Raw genomic sequence first — 24,531 nt, 5'->3', positions numbered from 1 at the left:
GATTATTTCTTTCCTAGCTTGTTGTACTGGTTCATGGTGATATCAATACCAGCCAATACGAAGCTCTTGATAATCTCCACACCCAGGTCGATGGCAGGCTGAAGCTGCTTCATGTCTTCCTCGGTATATTTGCCAAGTACCCAGTCTATCTGTCCGCCACGAGGATAATCGTTGCCGATACCCATACGGAGTCGGGCGTAGTTCTGACCGATAAGCTGCTGGATATGTCCCAAGCCGTTGTGACCACCATTGCTTCCGTTAGCCTTCAGGCGGAAAGCGCCGAGAGGCAGGGCGAGCTCATCACTGATTACCAGGAGTCGGCTCTGGTCAATCTTTTCCTGATTCAGCCAATATCTCACGGCATTACCACTCAGGTTCATGAAGGTGGTAGGCTTCAGCAGGATAATCTTTCTTCCCTTGAGCGTAGTTTGGGCAATGTATCCGTATCGCTTATCCTCAAAATGAATATTGGACGCTTTAGCAAAAGCGTCCAATACCATAAATCCTGTGTTGTGCCTGGTATCAGCGTATTCGTCGCCAGGATTACCAAGCCCACAAATCAAATATTTATCCAATGTTTGATAATGCTTTACTCAGGTTCGTAAAATCTTTGAAGACTATCGATTAAGCCTCCTCCTCCTCAGTAGCAGCCTGTGCAGCGAGCTGAGCGTTACGTGTCATCTTGATAGAGCAAACTACAACAGCCTTGCTTGTAGCCAACTCGAGACCCTCGAATGAGAGGTCACCTACCTTGATGCTCTTACCAATCTTCAACTCTGTAACGTCGATATCGAGGTGCTCAGGAATAACCTGGTAAGGAGCTGTAACGTTGATCTTACGGATAGAGAGGTTCATACGACCACCATCACGTACACCCTGTGCAAGACCTACCAACTTAACTGGGATACCGATAGTGATAGGCTTCTGATCGTTCACCTCGTAGAAGTCAACGTGCAGAGGAGCATCTGTTGTTGGGTGGAACTGGATCTCCTTCATGATAGCTGTGTGGCTCTCACCATCGATGATGAGGTTGATTACATATACATGAGGAGTGTAGATGATCTTACGCAACTCTGTGAATGGAACTGCGAATGACATAGCCTCAGGAGCACCGTTTGCATCCTTCTTCTCACCATAAAGGTTACATGGGATGAAACCTTCCTTACGCAATGACTTAGAAGCTTTCTTGCCAAGGTCTGTACGCTTCTGACCTGTTACATTAATCTCTTTCATTTGTGTTACTCTAAATTAAGTTGTTAAAAAAATAATTTTGCCTTAACTCGCCATCACACGGATTAGCTTTGTTTGAAGCATGCCTCGCGAGTGTTTCTCGTAAAGCGGGTGCAAAATTACTACTTTTATTTGGAATATGCAAATTTCTGGGCGATATTTTCTCCAAAATGCCCGTTAAATATCTAAAACTCATCTCCTAACCTTAAAAAAATAGAAATTATTGCCCCTTTTCTTGCATATTATATATTAAATATGTAAATTTGCACTGTTTTAGGTAATTATATAAATAAATCTTTTAAATTATTAGAGAATGATTAATAGGGATTTGATAAGACGTAAGATTGTGCAGTTAACCTACGCATACTATCAGAACAGCAATCATAATATTGATAGTGCTGAAAAGGAGCTGTTGTTTGCTCTTTCTAAGTCGTATGACTTGTACAACTATATGTTGCAACTCATTGTAGCTCTTACCCAGGAGGCACAGAAGCGCTATGAGGTAGAGGTGGCTCGTGCTCAGCGTGAGGGCGCTCCAGAGCCTTCTTCAAGATTCGCATACAATAGATTTGCTGTGCAGTTGGAAGAGAACAAGATGCTCGCCGACTGGGCTGATGTGAAGAAGTCTTCTTGGGAAGAGGATATCGAAACAGTACGCAAGATTTATACTGCCATCGTCTCCAGCGATCTCTATGCCAGTTATATTGACGGTTCCATGACCAAGGATCATGAGGAGGAACTTACCGATTATGCATACGACCGCGAGTTCTGGCGCCGTGCTTACAAGACCTTCATTCTGAACAATGATGATCTCGATGCTTTGCTCGAGGAGAAGAGCCTCTACTGGAATGATGACAAGGATATCATCGATACCTTCGTGCTGAAGACCATCAAGCGCTTCGAGCCAACCAGCAAGGCAGATCAGGAATTGCTTCCGGAATATAAGGATGAAGAGGACCGCGACTTTGCCCGCAAGCTCTTCCGTGCTACATTGCTCAACTGCGATGCTTATCAGCACTATATCGGCGATGCTTGCCGCAACTGGGATTTCAACCGCCTGGCTTATATGGATGTAGTAGTCATGCAGATTGCCATTGCCGAGCTGATGACTTTCCCTGGCATTCCTGCTACGGTTACCATCAATGAGTATGTAGATCTTGCCAAGCTCTATAGTACTCCTCGCAGTGGTGGCTATGTAAACGGCATGCTCGATACCATCGCCCGCTTCCTCATCTCTCGTGGCTTGATCCAGAAGGAGTTGCCTGAGCGCAAGGGTGGTCATCATGGTTCTCATGGACATAAGGAAGGCTAATCTGTAGAGAGTACTTATATATAATGTACGCGCGTACATTATATATATGAATACTTTCGATCATATATAGTGATATTCAAGAATAAACAACATTAATCAATTAGAATAAAGACATGACAAATTTAGTATTGCAGGCTGCTGCTGGTGGTAGCAGTATGAGTTTCCTCATTATGATGGTAGCTATCTTCGCTATCATGTGGTTCTTCATGATTCGTCCTCAGCAGAAGAAGCAGAAAGAGATACGTAAGTTCCAGAATTCTTTGGCAGAGGGTACAAAGGTGGTTACTGGCGGTGGTGTGTATGGCACAGTTAAGCGCATAGATCTCCAGGCTAATACAGTAGATGTAGAGATTGCACGTGGTGTTGTCATCACTGTAGCTAAGGGTTACGTATTCGCAGACGCAGCTAGCCAGACTCCTAACGCACAGTAGTCTATTCATAGGATTCTGATGCATAGTATTCGGAATATATTGAAGGCTGTCAGAAACTTCCTGTTCAGTGGCCTGAATAAGGAGTTTCTGATTTTTTTGTTCTTTCTCGCTCTCAGTGGCGCCTTCTGGTTGATGATGACGCTCAATGAGACCATGGAGAGGGAATATAAGATTCCTATGCGCCTGGTGGGAACACCACGTAATGCGGTAATAACAGGAGATTTGCCTGATACTGTGCGTATTACGGTGCGTGATAAGGGATTCACCCTGATAACCTATGCTTTCCGTCCGCTTAATTTCAAGTTTAACAACTATGCAGATGAAACAGAGGGACAGGGTGTGATTCCGGTAGCTGATGTACAGAAGCAGATTCTCTCGCAGCTCTATGGTTCTAGCAAACTCCTGCAGGTAAAGCCGGGCAAGTTTGATTTCTACTTCACCTATGGTGCTTCCAAGAAGGTGCCGGTGGTGTTCAGGGGAAAGATTACGACCAGCAAGAGATATTATCTGGCGCATACCGAGTTTTTCCCTTCTATGGTTACCGTATATGCCAACAAGCGACAGCTCGATGAGGTCAAGTCTGTAGAGATCGTACCTTTCTATTACCGCAATCTCCAGGATACCATCCGGGAAAATGTGCGCATCAAGAAGATTCGAGGCGTGAAGGTAATGCCTGATATGGTTCGACTGGCTGTATATCCGGATGTTCTGACCGAGGAAATGGTGGATGTTCCGATTACGGCTATCAATATGCCGCCCGATAAGGTACTCAGAACTTTCCCGTCCAAGGTGTCGGTGAAGTTCACCATCGGAGCTAGTCTCTTCAGAACCATCAAGCCTAGCCAGTTTACGGTGGTAGTGGATTATAATGAAATCGCTGCCAATCCTTCAGATAAGTGTACCCTGCAGCTGCGTAGTGTGCCTCGTTCGGTAAGCAAGGCATCGCTGGAAATGGAAACGGTGGATTATCTGCTGGAACAGCAATGATGATTGATAATTGATAATTTACAATTCATTGTTATGAAGATAGCTATAACGGGGGGCATAGGTAGCGGAAAGAGCTATGTGTGCAGAATCCTGGAGAAGCACGGCATCAGGGTTTACGACTGCGATGCCGGGGCTAAGCGGTTGATGAGGCAGGATGCTGACTTGCAGGCGGGCTTGAAGAAGTTGGTCGGCGAGGAGGTGTACAGTGCTGATGGTATCTTGCAGAAACCGGTGCTTGCCCAGTTTATCCTGACAGGCGAGGCAAACAAGCAGGCGGTAAACGATGTGGTGCATCCCGCAGTGGCTCGTGATTTCGAGCAGAGCGACTGTGAGTGGATGGAGAGTGCCATCCTCTTTGATAGTGGGTTCCATCGTCGTACCCATTTCGATAAGGTGGTATGTGTCTCGGCTCCCGTTGCCGTTCGTCTGCAGCGCATCATGCAGCGCGATCATATCTCTCAGCAGAAGGCGCAGCAGTGGATAGATGCCGTGATGCCGCAGGAAGAGCTGATAGCCCGTTCGGATTATGAAATCGTGAATGATGGGGTGAGTGATGTAGAAGCGCAGGTAGTGCATCTGCTCGATTTGCTCAATCTATCAGATAATTGATCATATTAAAAAATAAAAATAGATTATAATAGACAATGGAAACAATTCTTTCAATTGCAGGCAAACCAGGCCTTTACAAATTGGTATCAAGAGGTAACAGAACTCTTATCGTTGAGACTCTCGACGAAACTCACAAGCGTGTGCCAGCTTTCGCTACAGACCGTGTAACCAGCCTTGGTGACATCGCTATGTACACAGATGCAGACGAGGTGCCATTGTGGGAGGTACTCGACAGCGTAAGCAAGAAGGAAGAGGGCAAGCCAAGTTCTTTCAACTACAAGAAGGCTCCTGCTGCTGAGCTTCACGATTACTTCGCTGAGGTTCTTCCTAACTACGATCGCGACCGTGTACACGACAGCGACATCAAGAAGCTCCTCCAGTGGTACAACATCCTCGCTAAGTATGGTATCACAGATTTCAAGGCTACTCTTGCTCCAACAGAGGGTGAGAATGTAGATGATCGTGCTGAGCAGACCGCTGAGTAAGAGTCATGGGTATATAAAAGTCGCCCTGAAAGGGCAAAAGCTTTCAATTTCAAAGCTTTTGCCCTTTCAGGGCGACTTGGTTTATTTATTTTTTTCTATCTTTTTCAATTCCTTCTCAAATCTTCTCCGATACATTTCGCCGGCAATGGTCAAACCGAACGGGAAGGCAATCCAGATGCCCAGCAATCCCATGCCGCAAGGGAAACCGAGGGTATAACCCAATGGCAATGAGATGACGAAATAGGCGATGAAGGCATAGAGCACCATCGGTTTCACGCAGGCAATGCCTCGAAGCGCATTGGCAAAGGTGTATTGCAGACCATCGCCAAACTGATAAACCATCATCAGGATAATCAGCGTAGCTACATACGCCTGTACCTCTACGTTATCATTAAACCATCCACCTATCTGGTGGCGGAGCAGAAGTACCGGCAGACCCATGCAGAGCGAGAACAGCAGGTTCAGTCGGAATCCGTCGTAGGCATTGAGGTGAACGGCGGCATAGTCTTTCTGCCCCATAAAGTGGCTCACACGGATGGCCATGGCTGCAGCCATACCCGAAAGCACGAGGTAGAAGAGCTGCGAAATGGTAATCATTACCTGGTGAGCTGCCAATGGAATGGTGCCGAGCCAGCCTACCATCACGCAACTCAGCGTAAAGGCAGCCGATTCCATACCTAGCTGAAGAGCCACCGGCCAGCCCAGTCGGTTCATCTCCTTGAAATCCTTCCTGTTTACGCAACTGTGTACAATGTCATAACTGTAGGTTCTGAATTTCCTGCAGGTCACTACTATTCCAACCATCGCCAGTGCCATCAGGATTCTACTTGCCAGGGTAGAGATTCCGGCTCCGAGCAATCCCAGTTCCGGGAAGCCAGCCACACCGTAGATGAGCACCCAGTTGCCCAGGATGTTCACGATGTTACCGCCTATCATCGCCCACATTGCCACCTTGGTCTGTCCGATTCCGTCGAGGAATTGCTTCATGGTATAGAAGATGCCCATAAAGAGCACCGATGCCAGATTCACCAGAAAGTAAGGGCGGATAAGCTCCAGCAGTTCCTCCGGCTGTCCGATATGTGCCAGATTGAGATAGAGCAGGATGAGGGCAAGGGTGAAGATGCCTCCCGTCAGCATGTTGGCAAGGAAGGAGTTGCGCACCTTCTGACCGATGACGTCGGTGCGTTCCTCTCCGTAGAGTCTGCCGATGATAGGAGTGAGGCCGTAGGTGAATCCCATATAGGATACAAAAACGAGACCGAAGATATTGTTTACCAGTCCTGCTGCCGCCAGTTCGGGGGTACTGTGATGACCGATCATCAGCGTGTCGGCGAATCCCAGGATGATGGTTCCCAGTTGTCCGATGATGATAGGAAAACCTATCGAGAGCAGTTCGCGGTAATGATGTTTCTTGTGCATTGTCATTGCTGTACTATGGTTGTTTATATTGCTTTTTAATTACTAATCTTTTTCTTGATGTTCTGAACTTCCGTTTGGATGTGCAAAGTTACAGCTTTATTCAGTAACTACCAAATTTTTCATTCAGAAAATTATTTTTTCCCTTGAAGTACCAATTATGAGTTGGTTTGTCCTTGACGAAATATTTGTATTCGAAACCGCTGTTTCGGAAACATCAATAATGTTCAAACAAATAAAAAAGCTTAAATTGATAAGCAAATATGCTGATATTCAGTTTTTTTTATTAACTTTGCATTCGAAACCGCTATTTCGGAAACGGCGGTTTCGAAAATAACATTAAAAAAGAAACTATAAAAAATGAAGTTCTTCGGAAGACAAAACGAAATAAAAGAATTGCAAGAGATAAGAAATCTATCTTTGCAAACGGCTCGTTTTACAATCGTAACAGGACGCCGACGTAGCGGAAAGACATCCTTATTGATAAAAGCATACGAGGATGTTCAGGATATGCTATACTTCTTTGTTGCAAGAAAATCAGAAGCAGAACTCTGCAAAGATTTTATTGAAGAGATGACGAACAAACTTCAGCTTCCTATCCTCGGCGAAGTTACACGCTTTGCAGATATCTTTAAATATCTGCTTCAACTATCTAAGATTCGTCCAATCACTCTCGTCATTGACGAATTTCAAGATTTCAAGCGGGTTAATCCATCTATCTTTTCAGATATGCAAAAGATATGGGATCTAAACAAACAGGAAGCTCATATTAATCTCGTGGTTTGCGGTTCTGTTTATTCACTTATGAACATCATCTTTAAAAACAACAAGCAACCACTTTATGGTAGGCAGACTGGAGAAATAAAAGTCACTCCATTTCCTCCTTCTGTTGTCAAGGAAATTCTCTCTACATATAATTTAGCCTATACCAACGAAGATCTACTGGCTCTCTACAGTTATACAGGCGGAGTAGCAGAATATGTGGAAATGATGATGGATGCAGGAGCCACAACCAAGGAACAGATGACAGAGAAGTTTGTTGCAAAAAACTCTTATTTCATATACGAAGGAAAAAATATGCTGATAGAAGAATTTGGCAAAGACTATGCCCGTTATTTTGAAATATTGCAACTTATCGCATCAGGCTACACAACCCGTGGTGAAATAGAAAGTATTATGAAAATAGAACTCTCAGGCTATCTCACTAAACTGGAGAACGACTATTGCTTGATTTCCCGTTATACACCGATGTTTCAAAAGACCAATCGCAACATTCGCTATCAGATAGAAGACAACTTCCTTCGCGTCTGGTTTCGCTACATCTACAAATATGGATACATGATAGAGGTTGGCGCCAATAAAAAACTAAAGATGGTCATGGACAAGAGCTACACCACATACACCGGCAAGGTTCTGGAAAGATATTTCATAGCAAAGATGATAGAAAGTGAAGAATATACCCAGATTGCTTCCTGGTGGGACAGAAAGGGAGAGAATGAAATCGATATTATTGCTGCCGATGAACTGGAGCAAAAAGTCATTTTCTATGAGGTGAAACGCCAAGCTAAGGATATAAATCTCGGTATTTTAAAAGATAAAGCCGAGCATTTCTTTCAGGCAACAGGAAAATTCAAGAATTTCAATATCGGATACCAGGGGTTGTCGATGGAGGACATGTAAAATTGTGTGGTATTTATTCCACGATTATGGATATTAATTATAAGAATGTATCTTCTTGATTGCAAGGATGTTTCTTTCTGGGTTCAAGAATATATCTTTTGGAGTACAAGCAAGTATCGTTTGGGCTACAAGCATATATCTTTCGGGGTTCAAGGAAGTATCTTCTTGAACGTTGTTACTAGGCTCAGCAGACGTGCTGAGCCTAGTCGGCAGGTCTGCTGACTGCAGTCAGCACGTCTACTGAGCCTAGTGGCAACACCTTTAAAGCGTACGACTATACACCTCTTAGTTGTACGACTATATATGACTTTCTCATCCTTTTGTTGCTATTCTCCGCAAATTTGCGGAGAATAAGCCAAATAATCTCCGCAAAACTTGCAATATTCGATAAAAATGTCTATTTTTGCAGGTACATTTAAAATGAAAGATTAAAAATGCGGCAATGATGAGAGGAACAAAATATATTTGGCAGCAAGAAGGTTGGCCCCACATGCAATGGGATGATACCAGTTTCAGCAATATCTTGGCAGAAATCAATCTGTTAAGAGGCAAATTGCTGGGTAGAGTTTCTATGTTCGGTTTTGAAGAACAGAACCTGTCTATGTTGGAGTCTATGACTCAGGAAATTGTACACTCTGCAAAAATTGAAGGTGAGGAATTGAATAGAGATAGTGTCCGCTCGTCTGTAGCCCGTCAATTAGGACTGGAGTATGAAGGTTTGAAAAACTCCGATCATTATACAGAAGGAGTGGTACAGGTAATGATAGATGCAGTGCAGCATTATGATATGCCGTTGGATGCCGAGCGTTTATTCTCATGGCATGCAGCTCTGTTTCCTACTGGAAGAAGTGGCATCCATAAAATTCTGGTGGGCGATTGGCGACAGGGTGAAGAGCCTATGCAGGTGGTTTCAGGACCATTAGGTCATGAGAAGATACATTATGAAGCTCCGGCAAGCAAGGATGTACCAGATATAATGTCAGATTTTCTCCGCTGGTTTGATTCTGAGAATACGCTTGACCCGTTGGTAAAGACAGCCGTGATGCACCTTTGGTTTGTGACGATTCATCCATTTGATGATGGTAATGGTCGTATTTGCAGAACGTTGACGGAATTGTTGTTATCCCGTGCCGATCAGACCTCCCAGCGATACTACAGTCTTTCTTCTGAAATTCTGAATCATCGTAAAGATTATTATCAATATTTGGAGCAGGCACAGAAGGGAGGTCTTGACGTGACACCTTGGATTCGATGGTTTTTACAGACATTGAAGTTAGCGTTGGAAGCAGCTTTTGAGAAAACTGAAGGAGTGTTACGCAAGTCCAGATTTTGGGATACGCATCGTTCTGTTTCCATCAACGAGCGTCAGCGTAAGGTTCTCAATATGCTTTTTGATGGTTTCGAAGGGAAGCTGAATTCTTCCAAATGGTATAAGATTAATCATTGCTCTCAAGATACCGCCAATCGTGATATCAGGGATTTGATAGCCAAGGGTATATTAAAACCAACGGGAGAAGGTGGAAGAAGCACCAATTATGAGTTGGTTTCTCTCTGAATTTTCGATAAAATAGCTTATATTAAATCAGATACTTAGCCTGTGTGTGGCATTAGTGGCATTAAAATAGAAAAAACATTTTGGTTTATGTTTTCCGTCAGGCGTCCTAGCGGATTTGCAATCCGCTATAGAAAATGTTCGACCGATAAAACCTGGGGATTTGTAATCCCCATCCAACCATAGTGAAAGGATTGGTTACGTTGTCGTAAGTAGTTTCAAGAATTTTTTTAGCTTGAAAACCAGAGAAAAAAGGAAAAAAATATCGTGATACATCAGAAAACATTAGAAACAGTGAAGTAACTGGATTCTTTTTTGTACTTTTGCACGTGAAAATAAAAAGCGGGGCTTATGGAATCGAGATTTTTAACCAATTATACAGAGACAACCTTCTTGTCAACCATTCAGATGAACTTGCGTCGCTGCAAGGCTTTTGATTTCTCAGTCAGCTTTATCAAGAAAGCCGGCCTGGTACTCCTGTCTAAAGATATCAAAGCAGCTGTAGAGCGTGGAGCCAAAGGAAGAATCATCACTTCTACTTATCAGAACTTCACGGACGTAGAATCTTTGAACTTTTTCATGAGCCTGACCCGATATCCCAATTTTGAATGCCATCTGGATGATGAATGCTTCCATGATGAGAAAAACTATTCTACCAATGGATTCCACTCTAAGGGCTATCTCTTCGAGATGGAAGATGGAATCGAGATGGTTGTGGGTTCATCTAATATCACCCGCTATGCTTTGTTGAAAAACATAGAGTGGGATTTGGTTGTAAACTGCGACCGTGATACCGAGGCTTATCTTGATGCAATGAATGAGTTTGAAAATCTTTGGAACCAGACTTATGAATTATCACAGGATAGAATCAAGGATTACTCTACAAAACTCAGTTTTGCGATAGAGCGTTGGGATATGGATTACGATATGGCGAATTCCGATATCAAGCCTAACTATATGCAACGCAAAGCGCTTCGAGAATTGAATCGTTACCGTGCCATCGGACAGGAGAGGGCTTTGGTGATTTCTGCTACAGGTTCCGGAAAGACATATCTGGCAGCATTTGATGCGCTCAATTTCAATCCCGACAGGTTACTCTATATTGTGCATGAGGGTTCTATCTTAAAGAAATCCTTAGAGACATTCCAAAAGGTATTTGGTGGCTCTAAAACTTGCGGCTTGTATAATGCGGAAGCAAAGGAAACAGAAGAAGATTTCCTGTTTTCTACCAATGTATCTATGTGTCGCTCACTCGAACTCTTTGATAAGAAGGAATTCGATTATATCATCATTGATGAGTGTCATCATGCTGTTGCGGACAGTTATCGGAAAATCATCGACTATTTTGAGCCGGAGTTCCTGCTGGGCTTGACAGCCACAGAGAACCGTATGGATAATCAGGATGTAGTAGAGATTTTCGGCAATAATATCCCATACGAGTTGCGACTTCGTGATGCCATCATCAATGATCTGATTGTGCCATTCCATTATTTCGGCATTCGTGACGAACTGGTTGATTATGGCTTGACAGCTTCAGGAGAACGCCGTTTGATTTCGCAGATTTCTACACCGGAAAACTGTGAGTTTATCCATCAACAGATTGAAAAATATCGTATGGAAGGACAGAAACTGAAGGCTCTGGCTTTCTGTAGAAACATCCAGCATGCTAGAATGATGGCTGATAATCTGGGTGATTATTATCATACAGCTTTCTTGAGTGGTAAGAACAAGACCGGTGAACGTATTCGTGCTTATAATGATTTGCAAGATGAAAACCGGGATTTGGAAATCCTGTTTGCTGTAGATATCCTGAACGAGGGTGTGGATATTCCTGGTGTCAACATGGTGCTTTTCCTGCGCCCAACGGAATCGAGTACCATCTTCTTACAGCAATTGGGTCGAGGACTTCGTAAGTATGCCAACAAGCCTTATGTTACGATACTCGATTTCATCGGCAACAGCTATAAGCGTAGCGTTCATATAGCCTTGGCGCTTGGTAGTCTTTCCCGCAATTCCATCTTGGAAAAGAAACTCTTGAAGTTTATGGTAAGGAATGATTTCAAGAGTTTGGGTCTGGATGATTATGGCGTTGAGATACACATCGATGACCTTTCTAAGGAAGAAATCATCGACAAGATAGAGAGTGAGAATTTCAATCGCATCAACTATCTGAAGATGGATTATCTGAATTTCAAGGCATATCTGAAGACTCCGTCTTATCCATCGCACATGGATTATATGAATAGTGATTATGCTCCTAATCTCTTGAAATTCATGAAGATAAAGATTGGTTCCAAGAAAACCAATTCTTATTATGGCTTCTTGAAGGGTATAGAGGAAGAGGATTTGCCTGTATTCTCAGAAGAGCAGATAGCTTGCATCAACTATCTTTCAAGTCTTTTGCCTTTGGTAAGAGAACACGAGTATTTGGTAATCAAGAATTTACTGAACGGAGAGACTACGTTATCGCATATAGAAGCCAATATCCAGGAGGAAATTCCTGGTTTCAAGCATGAGCAACTGGAGCACGCTTTGCGATTCCTGGAAGATGGAAATGCGGTGATGATAAAAGAGGGTGAAGTGCATTTGTGTGGTGAAAGAGAACAGGAATATGAGGCATATCTGCAAGATTTGCTCAACTATGGGCTGACGCAATATGAGGCAAGGTATGCTGACACAAAAGACGATTTTCTGTTGTGGCAGGATTATCGCCAGGATCAGGTGCTCTTGAAAATATTGGAGAATCCGAAGCACAATCAGTATGGCACATACTATAAAAATGGCAATATGTATGTCTTTGCTGGTTTAAAGAAGGATGCTTCTCTGGATGATCATTTGAAGTATAATGACAAGTTCTTATCTCCAGATGTTTTCCAATGGGAAAGTATTGCCCGTATTTCTGCCAAGGATGAGGCTTTGCAGCGGGCAGCCAAAAGGGTATTGGTATTTGTGAGAAAGGTGAGTGCCGAGAATGGTATTACTCTGCCATATACCTATATCGGAACTGGTCATTTGGAGAATCCAAGAAAGGATGCAACGACGAATGGTTCCATATTGTATGATATTCACATGGATAATCCGTTGCCGCAGGAATTGCAGGAAGATTTCCAATGGATGGAGTAAATGATATTTTAAATCGAGTAGATGATATTTTAAGTTGATAAGACAATGAAACATTATAATGTGGTAGCAGCCGTTGTTTGCCACAATGGCAAGTACCTCTGCATGCAGAAAGGCAAGACGAAGTTTGAATATACCAGCTATAAATGGGAGTTTCCTGGTGGCAAGATAGAACCTGGTGAAACTCCTCAACAGGCGTTGGCTCGTGAGTTGATGGAGGAGATGGAATATCCTGTTGAAGTAGGAGAGGAGTTGGTAACTGTGAATCACGAGTATCCTGATTTTTCGATAACTATGACTGCCTTTCTGTGTACGCCAAAAGGCGATGCTAATGGGTTCAGGAGGCGTGAGCACGCTGATAGCAAGTGGTGCAGCGCAGATGAGATGATGTGGCTCGACTGGGCTGCAGCGGATGTTGGGGTAGTGGAAAGTATCTTATAATATTAAACGCAAGTTGATTATGAAAAAAGGAACACCTTGGACAAGAGATGAGTACATTGTAGTACTGAATCTCTATTATAAACTTCCATTTGGAAAACTCAATCGAGGAACCAAAGAAGTGAAGGCGTTAGCTGCATTGATGGGTAGAACAAATAATTCTGTCGCTATGCGGTTATGTAATTTTGCGGCTTGTGATCCATATATCATCTCAACTGGACGTCATGGTCTGGAGGCTGGTAAAATACAATGTCAGCCCTATTGGGATGAATTTTATAATGATCGTGAAACCTTACTCTTTGAGAGTGAGAAGATCCTGGCAAAACTTGAAAATTCGTCTATTGAAGAAAAGTTTGTAGCTGAGTTAAAAGATATAGAAAATTTGCAGGGAGAAGACAAGGTTAGAGCAGTAAAAACAAGGGTAAATCAGTCGGTATTTCGTTCTATTATCCTCTCAAATTATTTAGGGAAATGTGCTCTTACGGGGATAGATGTTCCCGAACTTCTAGTGGCAAGCCATATCAAGCCTTGGGCTGTGGATGAAAAGGAGCGATTGAATCCTTCAAACGGAATTTGTTTGTCCTCGCTTTATGATAGTGCTTTTGATAAAGGTTTGATAGGTTTCGATCAAGAATATAAGGTTATTCTTTCGCCACGTATTTTGGAGCAAGAAAGTAAGGGCTATTTTGAAAAATATTTTGGTAGTATAAATCACAGGCAATTAGTGCTACCTGCTGAACATATGCCAGATAAAACCTTTTTGGAATGGCATATGGATGCAATCTTTCAAAGGTAGTAAGTGTATAGACTAAACATATGAAGCTTTTGCCCTTGCAGGGCGCAAGGCTGATTGCTCTTATACCCAGGGTGTTACCCTGGGCTAGGAGTTTCTGCCCCTTCAGGGCGTGTGGGGGGCATGGTATCTAAAGTACTGCTGCACAGACCTTGCGGAACCAGTCGAGTAACCCATCAGCTACCCCCGTATCCTGATGTTCTCTGTGAACTTGTCTATCAGTATTGCCGGCGGCAATCTCCCATTCTGATGACGGGTGACACCTGTGACACCTGTTTTCTAAAACTTTCTCTCACGCGGGCGGGCAGGAAAAATTTTCCAGAAAGGTTTCCCGCCCGCCTACGTGAGAGAGATTTCAAGAAAAGCCTGTCACTGGTGTCATCTTGTCACCCGAAAGTAAGTCTCATTCCAGCATCCTAAGTAAGTCACTTAGGTATCGTAAGTAAGTCACTTAGGCATCGTAAGTAAGTCACTTATGGGTCGTAAGTAAGTTACTTCTTCAGAAAAAGACGTGAAAATCAGTGAGAAACCGTGAGAAACCGTGAATGGCGGATTCTGAATGTTGTATCTTTGCATTGTGATGTTTTCCACGAGTCTGACTGGGGTTAGCCGATGGCTTACTTTTATGCAAGTTTTTGGGGGATTTCTTTTGTAGTTTCATGAGAAAAGATTAATTTTGTATCGAATAGTGTGATTAGATTTAGAAAAAGATGTCTTAATAAATAAAGCGTATGCCAGATAAAATGACCATAGAGCAGCGCCACCATAATATGGCGGCAATCAGAGGCAAGGATACCAAACCGGAGATTCTTGTCAGGAAGTTCCTGTGGGCTAGGGGATTCAGGTATCGGCTCAATCATCCACGGTTGCCGGGAAAACCGGATATTGTGCTCAGAAAGTATCGTACCTGCATTCTGGTGAATGGATGCTTCTGGCATGGACATGAAGGGTGCAAGTATTATGTGGTGCCGAAATCGAATACCCAGTTCTGGCAGGATAAGATCAGGAGAAACCGGGAGAGGGACCATGAGGTACTGCATCGGTTGGCAGAAATGGGATGGCATACCATCGTCATCTGGGAATGTGAACTGAAACCAGCTGTCAGGGAGAAGACGCTGGAGTCGCTTGCCTTTACGTTGAACCATATCTTCCTGGAAGATCATCATATCAGGAGATATGAATTGCCGGAAGAAAAGCCGGCAATGGTGGCGGAGCCGGATCCAAGGCATCGTGAATAGTACCCTCTCTGTTTTTGCTTCGATAGTATAAAAAATCCCCTGATGGATTCTCTGAAGAGAAGCATCAGGGGATAGGCGTTTTACTTTATCAATCTTTTACTTTATAGCCTTACCTGTCTGGCTGTAGCCGTCCAGCTGCTTGGCATTGGTGATTGCCTTGCGTGAACAGTAGTTGAAATCTACCTTCTTGTCACCATTGCTCGACTTCCAGCGGATGGTGAGCTTCACAGTCTTGCCATTGGTATCTGGCAGGGCATCGTTGAGGTTGAAGGCTACCAGAGCATCGCCTACACGATACTTGGCATCACCATTCTGATTGTGACGAAGCTCTACCTCGTATGGATTCTCTGGGTTTACACCGGTGAGAAGGTTGATGATGTGTGGCTTCTGACCGCCCCAGAGAGCACGGAAGCGGAGAGTGAGATAACCATCCTCGGCTACTGTTACCCAATCGCGAACGATATCTACCTCATCATTGCCATACTTCGCATCGTTCTCTGCCGGAGTAGAGAGATAAGGTGCTGGCTTCTTGGTGAGAATGCTGTCAATCCAGTTGACATTTACTACCTGAGAATACTTGTCGCTCTTCTCGTCGGTAGCTGTATAGTTGACGAGTGCTCTAACCTCCTTGCCATCAAAGACTGGAGTCTTAAGGTTCTTGGCGAGCAATGTGGTGTTGTCATCCAACTGCAGATAGCAGGCATCTGCATTCTGCTTGACTGTTACTAGGGCATTAGGTAAAACCTGATCCCAGTTGGTATCATCATCAGAATCACACGACTGAAAGGTGAATGCTGACATCAGCAGGGCTACTGCGAGCCCGATTTTCTTGAAATTGATCTTTCTCATAACTTTTTCTTTTTAAATCTTTCTGTCTATAAAATGCCCGAAGATGCGAAATCTTGCTTCTGATTTGGCAAAAGAAAGTTAAATGTAATTTTGAGATTCCCATTTATTTTGTAGTGTCTTCAATTTACATTACCTTTGCAGAAAGTTGTTGCGCCCTGACTGGGGATGCAGCGAATAGCTTAATAGAAATAGGTAGATGAATAAGGTTATCAAGAAGTTTTTCAGATCACTTATGTATATAGTAGGCATCGGAGCTATGACACTGGTGCCCGATGCCTGGCTGTGGCATATCGGAGTGGGGGAGTGGCCTCTGCCGCTAGCCATCCTCTGGTGGATTCCCTCTCTGCTCATCATCCTGGCTGAGGTGGGACTGCAGTTGGGCAAGTTTCATCGCACATCGGTGAGAGTGCTTTTCTCTCTCATTCTTTTCTCTGTGATGCCGAAGGTGGTATTCATCCTCTTCGAATTCTTCATGCCTTGGTTCTTCGCCATCCTGCCTGCCCTGGCGGTGATGGGATGGTTCCTCTATGGATTCGTGGAGGGATGGAAGCGACTGGAGGTGAAATACGTGACTTATTCTTCTGCCGATCTGCCTCCTTACTTCGATGGCTATAAGATTCTGCATTTTACGGATCTGCATCTCGGTACCTTTCCGAAGGGTGCCGACTTCGTGAGAAAGGTGGTGGAAAGAGCCAATGCCGAGGGGGTGGAGATGATGCTCTTTACCGGCGACCTGGTGAACAATGCTGCCGATGAGGTGGAACCTTATGTGGAAGATCTGAAGAAGCTGCATGCTCCTGATGGTATCTTCTCGGTTTGGGGTAACCACGATTACTGCGAATATAATACCAACCATAGTCTGAGTGCCTTGAGAAAGAACCGCCGACTCCTCTTCCAGTTGCAGAATGAGATGGGATGGCATCAGCTGATGAACGAGCATTTTACGGTATCGCACGGTATGGCTTCGATAGAAATCATCGGTGTGGAGAATGCCGGACAGCCTCCGTTTACCAATCGCAGTAACCTGAAGAAGGCGATGAAGGGAGTGGCGAAGGATGCTTTCAAGATAGTGCTTACCCACGATCCGCACCATTGGAGAAGGGAAGTACAGAAGACCGGAGCTCATCTGACCCTGGCGGGACATACCCACGCCGGACAGTTGAAGATAGGTAACTTCACTCCTGCCCACATGGCTTTCAAGGAGTGGGGTGGAGAATACTGGCTGGGCAGGCAGCTGCTCTATGTTTCTGCCGGATTGGGCGGATCATTCCCTTTCCGACTGGGTGCCTGGCCGGAGATGACGGTCATCACCCTGAAGCGTGACTTGGGTTAGAAAACAGACTGGTAGTCAGACATCTCACAGTTCCCGAAGAATTGAATAAAAACGTTAATTTGCTGATGCAAACTGTTAAGTTTTGGTTAAAAAATCGATATTTATTCATTTAGACGAAAAATTATCGCTTAAAAATTTGGTAACTCAAAAATTAATCGTATCTTTGCATCAGTTTTCGCATATATTTGGGCAAATGGGGGGTGTCGAGAGACTGTACTCCATTTGTTTTTTTTGCCCAAAAAGCGAAATCCCGCTTTTTCCGCTCACTTTATCATTAGAAATAAGCAAGGTATTCGCTAAGAATACTCATCATAAAATTCAAAGTTTAAAGTTCAAGGTAAAATGAAGATTCCCGTAGAAGAACAATATAAATTCGTGAAACTTACTCTCCCGGATGGAAGCAAGGCTGAAGGAATGTCGGTGTTGCTGCATGCCTGTTGTGCACCCTGTTCATCGGCTATCGTAGAGTGTATGCTTCGCAATGGCATGAAGCCAACCGTGTATTTCAGTAACAGCAATATCTATCCGCAGCAGGAGTTCGATATCCGCAAACACGAGTTGATGAGATTTCTGGAGGCGCAGCAGGTGCCTTATGTAGAGGATGAGTACGACCATGAGGAGTGGTTGGCTACCATCAGGGGATTGGAGAAGGAACCGGAGCGGGGAAGCCGCTGCTCGGTGTGTTTCCGATATCGTCTGACCCATGCTGCCAGGTATGCCCAGGAACATGGATTCCATCTGCTTACCACCACGCTGGCTTCATCGAGATGGAAGAACATCAAGCAGATAGATGCCGCAGGACATATTGCGGTAGAAGGATGCCCGGATGTAGAGTGGTGGGATATGAACTGGAGAAAGGGCGGTTTGCAGAACCGCCGAGGAGAATTGCTGAAACAGAATGAATTCTATAACCAGCTATATTGCGGTTGTGAATTCAGCATGAGATAAGATTAAAAAAGGCTGCTTCCCGAAGCGGGAAGCAGCCTTTTTTCGTATTTATGAAAGACCTGTAATCTCACCATTCACCACATCGATGCGCTCAGCCTGTGGGCTCTTTGGCAAACCTGGCATACGCATGATAGGACCCGCGATGACTACGATCATCTCGGCGCCCATATTCACGGTGATGTCGCGAACGTGGAGTTCGAAGCCTTCTGTAGGACCGTATGCCTTGGCATCGGTAGAGAAGCTATACTGAGTCTTGGCGATACAGATAGGGAACTTCTCGGCACCCAACTTCTTAATTTCCTCGATCATAGACTTGGCAGAATCGCTCAAGGTTACGCTGCCGGCACCATAGAGGTTGAAGGCTACATCCTCAATCTTCTTCTCTACAGGCTCATCGTCATCGTAAGTGAAGTAGAGAGGAGCAGATGGATGCTCATCGATGGTCTTCACAACGAGCTCTGCCAACTCCATTGCACCCTTGCCACCTTCGGCGAAGGCACTGTTGACAGCGAATCCGCAGCCCATCTCCTCGCAGTGCTTGCGCAATACCTCGATTTCTTCATCGGTATCAGTAGCAAACTTATTGAAGGCGATGACTACAGTCTGACCAAAGCTCTGCAGGTTCTTCACATGCTTGTCGAGGTTCCAATAGCCAGCTTCCATACCAGCTACGTTTGGCTTCTTGATGTCTTCCTGAGCTACGCCACCATGCATCTTCAATGCCTGGAGAGTAACGACGAGAACGGTAAGGTCTGGCTGCAAACCAGTCTTGCGGCACTTGATGTTGTAGAACTTCTCTGCGCCGAGATCAGCACCGAATCCTGCCTCAGTGATGGCATAGTCGCCATATTCGAGAGCTGCTGCTGTAGCCATCACAGAGTTACAGCCATGAGCGATGTTGGCGAAAGGACCGCAGTGAACAAAAGCAGGAGTTCCCTCTGTGGTCTGAACCAGGTTTGGCTTCAGGGCATCGAGGAGGAGGGCAACAATACTGCCACCTACACCCATATCCTTGACGGTGAATGGCTTGTCATCCTCAGTGATACCCAGGAGAATATTGTCGATGCGACGGCGGAGGTCGTCAACACTTGTTGCGAAACACATGATAGCCATGATTTCTGAAGCTGGAGTGATATCGAATCCTGCCTCTGTCTCGATACCGTTCTTATCACCGATACCGGTGATGATGCGGCGGAGACCACGGTCATTCACATCCATCACGCGGCGCCAGAGAATCTTCTTGAGCTTGAAGCCTTCAGCTTCGTGCTGGAAACGGTAGTTATCGAGCAGGGCAGCAATCATGTTGTTAGCCTCTGTGATAGCGTGGAAGTCGCCAGTGAAGTGAAGATTGATCTTATCCATAGGCAATACCTGGGCATAACCGCCGCCGGCAGCACCACCCTTCATGCCGAAGCAAGGTCCGAGAGATGGTTCACGCAGGGCAACGACAGCTTTCTTGCCAATCTTCTGCATACCGAGGGCGAGACCTACAGATACGGTGGTCTTGCCATTGCCTGCCTTGGTAGGGCTGATAGCAGTGACGAGGATGAGATGATGGTTCTTAAACTTGTTGGTGTCGATCTTGTCCGTAGTAATCTTAGCGATGTAACGGCCGTAGTTCTCTACTTGGTCTTCATGGATTCCAAGTTCAGCTGCAACCTCATTGATGGGGCGCAATTTTACTGATTTAGCTATTTCAATATCTGTCAACATAAAAAATGTATTTGTATTTTGCTGCAAAGATACGCAAAAGTATTCACATAATGGCATATCAATGTATAAAAAAAACAAAAAGAGGGGGAGAAGGAATTTATTATATACTAAAAAAGGAGTTTTAATATATACGAAATAAGGAGTTTTTATATATACGAAAAAAGAGGCAGATTCACATCTACCTCTTTTTTGCAATCTAACTAACTTTCTATTCTCCAATAGAAATACTACATTTTAAACTATATGTGTTAATTATCCACAGTCAGCCTGTGGCTGACCAAACCTATGAACTATCTTTTTATTTTCTAACGTAGAGCTTAAAGCCCTTGACGCTGCCCGGTGCACCCTGCTCGGCACGTGGCAAGTACTCGAAGGCTGAGATGGTTACCTCCTTGCCCATATCCACGATTCCCAGATGTGGGAAGTTTGCGCCCTTCTCGGTCTGCCAGTAGGTGCTCTCCTGGAGGTCGAACATCTTGTCGAGAGTTGAGTTACCCTTCTCGCTGTCAGCGTAGTAAGCCACCCAGTTGTTGCGGTCGATGCGGTTGCCCTGTGCATCCTGGAGATAAACCTCGGCGATGGCAATCTGACTGTCACCACTCTGGCTGCTCTCTGCCTGGATGGCGAAGTAGCGACCGGTTACAGGCTTGTCGAGCTTGATGGTCTGCCAGCCGTTGCCAGCCTTGAACTCGTCCTTCAATACTGGAATCTCTGAATTGAGATCCATGCGATGACCTGGCTCGTTGTGCTTGTTGCTCTTTTCGAGATTCAGCTTGTCGAGCTCCGGATGATCCTGGCAGAAAGCGGTAGGAGCCACGGTAGAACCTGGCTTTCCTGCTTCACCCTTAGGACCTACAACGTCGAGAACAATCACCTCGTTCTTGCCCTTCTTCAACCAGCAGCCTGGAAGATATAAGGTCTGCTGAGGACCAATCTGCCAGAAGCGGCCGAGGGCATGCCCGTTGACATAAACCTGACCCTTGCCGAATGCCTCCATATTAATAAAGGTGTCGCCCACCTTCTTCAGGTTGAAGTAGCCGCGATAGTAACCCGCTTTGGTCTGGAGACCGCGCATCTTGTTGGTTGGCATGGCGAGTGCATTCACAGCTGTCTGGTAATCATCAGCGATGCTGCTGTTGTTCCATCGGGTAGGGGTGAGGGCAAGTTCGCAATCCTCTTTCTGTGTAGTGAGGGTTACGTTGCCGATGATACCCTTGTAGTCCTTGATGGCACGACCGAAGTTGATTCTTCCCATACCTTCTACCACGATGGTGAGCTGTGCACCCTGTGGCATGGCTGGCAATTCGAGTGATTTCTCATTCTTCACACGGTCTATCTTGCCTACATATTTTCCGTTCACATATACCTGGGCAAAGTCGTGGAACTCGCCGGTCAGGGTTGATGTACTTTCGATGGCAGGAACCTGGGTTTCATAAACCATGGTACCCCATCCCATGTCCATATCCTCGAAACTCAGTGGAGCATGGGTTTCCTTCGCCTTTCCGATACCATAGCTCAATGGCTTGTATTCGGTAAACTTGAACTCTGGCACCTTGATGATCTGCATCGGAGCCTTAGGCACGGCTGGCAACTTCTTGCCGTCGTTGTATTTCGCCATCATCTTCTGGAGTTCATAGAACTTAGGAGTAGCCAATCCCCATTCGTTGATAGGGGCATCGTAATCGTATGAGGTTACGTCTGGCTGGAAACCAGGAGAGTTGGCACCTGCCCAATGGCCGAAGCTGGTTCCGCCGTGGGTCATATAGAGAGAGAAGCTGATGCCTTTGCTCAGCATCTCGTCCATTCCTTCTACCATATCCTTGGCAGGACGGGTCTCGTGGCGTGCTCCCCACTTGTCGAACCAGCCGCTCCAGAACTCTGAGCACATCTTAGGAGCATTCGGACGAACCTCGCCGAGACGCTTAAACTGCTGGTCGATATTGGCACCTGTACCGAAGTTCATGGTCCAGGTCAGGTCATCGAGACCATTGTTCAGGAAGTTGGATGACCAGTCGCACTGGAAGAGGCTCACCTTGTCGAATCCGCTCTTGCGGACGATGTCGCGGATGGCACTTACGTATGGCTTGTCCTTGCCGTAAGAACCATATTCGTTCTCCACCTGAACCATGATGATAGGACCGCCGTTCTGGATGGTGAGTGGAGCCAGCTGCTTGCCCACTTCCTTCTCGAAGATTTCTACTCGCTGCATGAAGTAAGGATCCTGCTCACGCAGACGGATATCCTTCTTCTTGAGGAGCCACCAAGGCAGACCACCCATTTCCCATTCAGCACAAACGTATGGACCCGGGCGAACGATGACATACATGCCGTTCTTCTGAGCGAGGCGGCAGAAAGCAGCCACATCGTTGTTGCCTGTGAAGTCGAATTTGCCTTCCTCCTGCTCATGGATATTCCAGAACACATAGAGGCAGACGGTATTCATGCCAAGAGCCTTGCACATCTTGATGCGATGCTCCCAATAGGCACGAGGAATACGAGGGTAGTGCAACTCGGCAGCCTTAACCACGAAAGGTTTGCCATTGAGAAGGAATGTCTTGTCGCCGGTAGTGAAGGTGCCACCTTTTTGTGCCGCCATCATCTGAGCCGGTGCCAGTGCCAATAGTGAGGCAAAGGCTAATGTCTTGATTGAAGTTGTTACTGTCATTATACTTATTTTTTTAGTATTCTTGATAAAACATTTGCAAAGATAACGGAAAATCTCCTTTATGAAGGATAAAAATCGTTCAATAAAGGGGATTTTTCGTTAAAAAGGGACTATTTCAATCATTTTTGCATAAAAGTCGTAATGCTTCGTGGAGCCAACTGCGTGGTCCCATCGCAACTTCCAACAGGCGCTAAACTCTCGGCAGAGATGTCACTGGTACGATACATCTGCCAGCTTTTCTGCTCATGATTATCGAGTTGGAAGTTGACAGGCTTCACATCCTCAGAATAGTTGATTGCCACAATCACCCATTTGCCGTCGGCATTCTGATAGGCAGAACACATTACTCCGTAAGGGTCGTTGTAGCCTTCCTCTATCTGCTTTCCGTCGGCAGAAGTTGTAGCGATATCGAAACGCTGGGCACCTGGACGGATAAAGCGAGAGTAGTTGCCGAGTGCCCACATCAACTTGGAATCTACTGCCCAGCCGCTCTTCCATCCATCCTTGCTGTAGATGCGGATGAGTCCATCGCGGTAGTCACCGCCTGCAGAACGCCACCAGCTCCAGCTCTCGGCATTGGCATATACCAGGTCATGATGGATGACACGAGCCACATAGAGGGCTGTCTTCATCGAGAAGTCGTAAGGAGTTCCGCCGCCAATCTCCTCGTCGTTGCCCATGATGCAGAGTTCTGTTTGCCAGAACTTGATGTTCTTCTGCTTACATGCTTCCCTAATCTTCATTCTGATTTCTCTCATGTATGGAATTGGGGTATTGGTCCAGTAGCTGTGAGCACCGATGAGAGGGGGGAGTTGCTTGGTCTTGCCCAGATAGGTCTGCGTACTGTCCTTGGTGAAGAAGGAGTTGATTTCGTAGCCTCGCTGCCAGTCGGCCATATGGGTGCCAAGCATGCAGCGATAGTCACTCGACTCATTGATGAGAATCTCGGTGTTGAGCTTGTTTTTTACCAATGCCTTGCTTACTTCCTTTGCCACCTTGGCAAACTCGCGGTTGGTGGCTGGGGTTCCTTCCTGCTTCGGTCCTGTCCAGTTCCAATGTCCATCCGGCTCGTTGATAGGGCTGATGTAGTTGAAGTGGATGCCATCGTGCTCTTCGATGCCTTTGAGAGATGTGGCGATGAACTTTCCGAATTTGCCGTAGCAATCATCCTTCAGATTGATGGTGCCGCCGCGTCCTGTGTTGGTTGCGAGTCCGTTCTTGGTATAGAACACGGGTGCTGAGTTACAGAAGGCGAGGAAATAAGGCACACCTCTCTGCTTGGCGAGCTTGAGGAACTTGCGCTGTCCAGCCTGTTTGCTCCAGTCGTAGGTGCCGTCAGCATTGAGAAAGCATTGGGTTCTTGTGCCCGGCTGAATCTGCGAAGCCTCTCCCTGTTCCTCGCTTCCGGCTCCCAGATTGAATCGCCAGATAGACAAGCCGATGCCTTTAGGTTTGCCTAAGGCATCATTCTCGGTAGAGAAGAGCCAGTCGGCAATCTGCTGCTGCTGTTTCTCTGACCATAGACCGAGAAACTGCATACTCCATGCATCGCTGGCACCGAAGTGCTGGATGTGCTGCTCCGGGCTTTGGGTAAGGATGGTATAACGGGTTGTTCCTTCCTGTGCTGCCTGCATGTTGATGCTGGCGATGAGCAATGCAGATAAAGCACCGTATTTCATATAATTATGTGCCATAATAGAATTTTTGTTTGATGAGTTGTTCAAAAGGCAGA

Annotated in this window: 20 protein-coding genes; 13 read left to right on the top strand and 7 right to left on the bottom strand. The window is 45.5% G+C overall.

Translation table 11 applies throughout. The features are described 5' to 3' along the window. Positions 1-2 precede the first annotated feature (2 nt). A complete protein-coding gene (pth, locus tag CFT61_RS02360) occupies positions 3-575 on the bottom strand; it encodes an aminoacyl-tRNA hydrolase (protein WP_089542883.1) in 573 nt (190 codons plus the stop codon). 49 nt (positions 576-624) lie between these two features. Then, a complete protein-coding gene (locus CFT61_RS02355; RefSeq protein ID WP_089542882.1) occupies positions 625-1,233 on the bottom strand; it encodes a 50S ribosomal protein L25/general stress protein Ctc in 609 nt (202 codons plus the stop codon). Between the two features lie 310 nt (positions 1,234-1,543). Between CFT61_RS02355 and nusB the strand changes: the two genes are divergently transcribed. The 5 genes from nusB (at position 1,544) to CFT61_RS02330 (ending at position 5,054) form a co-directional block, all read left to right on the top strand. Then, entirely contained in the window at positions 1,544-2,542 is a 999-nt protein-coding gene (gene nusB, locus CFT61_RS02350; RefSeq protein WP_089542881.1) for a transcription antitermination factor NusB, read from the top strand. 113 nt (positions 2,543-2,655) lie between these two features. Then, positions 2,656-2,973 (top strand): preprotein translocase subunit YajC, encoded by a 318-nt coding sequence (yajC, locus tag CFT61_RS02345; protein WP_089542880.1) that lies wholly within the window; start codon positions 2,656-2,658, stop codon positions 2,971-2,973. 18 nt (positions 2,974-2,991) lie between these two features. Continuing rightward, positions 2,992-3,960, top strand: a complete 969-nt coding sequence (locus CFT61_RS02340; RefSeq protein ID WP_089542879.1) for a CdaR family protein — start codon at positions 2,992-2,994, stop codon at positions 3,958-3,960. 33 nt (positions 3,961-3,993) lie between these two features. Further along, positions 3,994-4,569 carry a dephospho-CoA kinase gene (coaE, locus tag CFT61_RS02335; protein WP_089542878.1) on the top strand — a complete coding sequence of 192 codons (576 nt, stop codon included), beginning with the start codon at positions 3,994-3,996 and terminating at the stop codon, positions 4,567-4,569. Positions 4,570-4,604: 35 nt separating this feature from the next. Then, complete coding sequence (locus CFT61_RS02330; protein WP_089542877.1) at positions 4,605-5,054, top strand: DUF5606 family protein; 450 nt, start codon at positions 4,605-4,607, stop codon at positions 5,052-5,054. Positions 5,055-5,135: 81 nt separating this feature from the next. Here CFT61_RS02330 and CFT61_RS02325 read toward each other — a convergent pair whose 3' ends face one another. Then, on the bottom strand, positions 5,136-6,479 hold the full coding sequence (locus tag CFT61_RS02325; RefSeq protein WP_089542876.1) for an MATE family efflux transporter: 1,344 nt from the start codon (positions 6,477-6,479) through the stop codon (positions 5,136-5,138). A 351-nt stretch (positions 6,480-6,830) separates the two neighbouring features. On the opposite strand from CFT61_RS02325, the gene CFT61_RS02320 reads away from it, so the two are divergent. From CFT61_RS02320 to CFT61_RS02295, 6 genes are all read left to right on the top strand, one after another. Continuing rightward, a complete protein-coding gene (locus CFT61_RS02320) occupies positions 6,831-8,150 on the top strand; it encodes an ATP-binding protein (protein ID WP_089542875.1) in 1,320 nt (439 codons plus the stop codon). 442 nt (positions 8,151-8,592) lie between these two features. Then, on the top strand, positions 8,593-9,705 hold the full coding sequence (locus CFT61_RS02315; protein WP_254918822.1) for a Fic family protein: 1,113 nt from the start codon (positions 8,593-8,595) through the stop codon (positions 9,703-9,705). A gap of 348 nt (positions 9,706-10,053) precedes the next feature. After that, on the top strand, positions 10,054-12,825 hold the full coding sequence (locus tag CFT61_RS02310) for a DUF3427 domain-containing protein (RefSeq protein ID WP_089542874.1): 2,772 nt from the start codon (positions 10,054-10,056) through the stop codon (positions 12,823-12,825). A gap of 45 nt (positions 12,826-12,870) precedes the next feature. Then, positions 12,871-13,263: a (deoxy)nucleoside triphosphate pyrophosphohydrolase gene (locus tag CFT61_RS02305; RefSeq protein WP_089542873.1), complete on the top strand. Its 393-nt coding sequence runs from the start codon at positions 12,871-12,873 to the stop codon at positions 13,261-13,263. A gap of 19 nt (positions 13,264-13,282) precedes the next feature. Further along, positions 13,283-14,056 (top strand): HNH endonuclease, encoded by a 774-nt coding sequence (locus CFT61_RS02300; protein ID WP_089542872.1) that lies wholly within the window; start codon positions 13,283-13,285, stop codon positions 14,054-14,056. A 728-nt stretch (positions 14,057-14,784) separates the two neighbouring features. Next, entirely contained in the window at positions 14,785-15,291 is a 507-nt protein-coding gene (locus CFT61_RS02295) for a very short patch repair endonuclease (protein ID WP_089542871.1), read from the top strand. 96 nt (positions 15,292-15,387) lie between these two features. Here the strand turns inward: CFT61_RS02295 and CFT61_RS02290 are convergent, their stop codons facing one another. Further along, positions 15,388-16,140: a NigD1/NigD2 family lipoprotein gene (locus CFT61_RS02290; RefSeq protein WP_089542870.1), complete on the bottom strand. Its 753-nt coding sequence runs from the start codon at positions 16,138-16,140 to the stop codon at positions 15,388-15,390. Between the two features lie 196 nt (positions 16,141-16,336). Here CFT61_RS02290 and CFT61_RS02285 point away from each other — a divergent pair, with 196 nt between their 5' ends. Together CFT61_RS02285 and CFT61_RS02280 are read left to right on the top strand one after the other, a co-directional pair. Beyond that, positions 16,337-17,473, top strand: a complete 1,137-nt coding sequence (locus CFT61_RS02285) for a metallophosphoesterase (RefSeq protein ID WP_089542869.1) — start codon at positions 16,337-16,339, stop codon at positions 17,471-17,473. 342 nt (positions 17,474-17,815) lie between these two features. Further along, complete coding sequence (locus tag CFT61_RS02280; protein ID WP_089542868.1) at positions 17,816-18,421, top strand: epoxyqueuosine reductase QueH; 606 nt, start codon at positions 17,816-17,818, stop codon at positions 18,419-18,421. A gap of 48 nt (positions 18,422-18,469) precedes the next feature. On the opposite strand, the gene CFT61_RS02275 is transcribed toward CFT61_RS02280, so the two are convergent. The 3 genes from CFT61_RS02275 to CFT61_RS02265 form a co-directional block, all read right to left on the bottom strand. Further along, a complete protein-coding gene (locus CFT61_RS02275) occupies positions 18,470-20,134 on the bottom strand; it encodes a formate--tetrahydrofolate ligase (RefSeq protein ID WP_089542867.1) in 1,665 nt (554 codons plus the stop codon). 298 nt (positions 20,135-20,432) lie between these two features. Further along, a complete protein-coding gene (locus tag CFT61_RS02270; protein ID WP_089542866.1) occupies positions 20,433-22,799 on the bottom strand; it encodes a beta-galactosidase in 2,367 nt (788 codons plus the stop codon). A gap of 119 nt (positions 22,800-22,918) precedes the next feature. Then, positions 22,919-24,478, bottom strand: coding sequence for a glycoside hydrolase (locus CFT61_RS02265; protein WP_176425479.1), 1,560 nt, complete (start codon positions 24,476-24,478; stop codon positions 22,919-22,921). Positions 24,479-24,531: the final 53 nt, after the last annotated feature.

The organism is Segatella copri (assembly GCF_002224675.1).
Lineage (GTDB): Bacteria > Bacteroidota > Bacteroidia > Bacteroidales > Bacteroidaceae > Prevotella > Prevotella copri_U.
The sequence above is the reverse complement of the archived record's forward strand: the minus strand, read 5'-3'. Positions and strand labels throughout refer to the sequence as shown.